The organism is Silvania confinis (assembly GCF_025564085.1).
In the GTDB taxonomy this organism is placed as follows: domain Bacteria; phylum Pseudomonadota; class Gammaproteobacteria; order Enterobacterales; family Enterobacteriaceae; genus Enterobacter; species Enterobacter confinis.
The window spans coordinates 1-393 of record NZ_JAMGZJ010000023.1; the positions used below are offsets into that span (position 1 = coordinate 1).

The 393-nt window shown below is 71.0% G+C and carries 1 protein-coding gene; it reads left to right on the top strand.

The annotated features are described in order from the left end of the window. The coding region (locus M8013_RS00105) for a TauD/TfdA dioxygenase family protein (RefSeq protein ID WP_271265816.1) at positions 1–393 on the top strand (393 nt) is incomplete at both ends.

The window sequence follows — 393 nt, forward strand, 5'->3', positions numbered from 1 at the left end:
GATCGGCGCGGAGATTCGCGGCGTGACCCTGTCCGGCGAACTGGACGCCGCCACCGTCGAGGCGATCCAGGCCGCCCTGGTACGCCACAAGGTGATCTTCTTCCGGGACCAGAGCCATCTCGACGACCAGACCCAGGAGGCCTTCGCCCACTTGCTCGGCGAACCGGTCGCCCACCCCACCGTGCCGTCCCGCGAAGGCACCCGCTTCCTCCTCGAGCTGGATGGCGCCGAAGGCCGCCGGGCCAACTCCTGGCATACCGACGTGACCTTCGTCGAGGCCTACCCGAAGGCCTCGATCCTGCGCAGCGTGGTGGCCCCGGAGTCCGGCGGCGACACCGTCTGGGCCAACACGGCGAGCGCCTACGCCGACCTGCCGGCGGAGCTGCGCGAGCT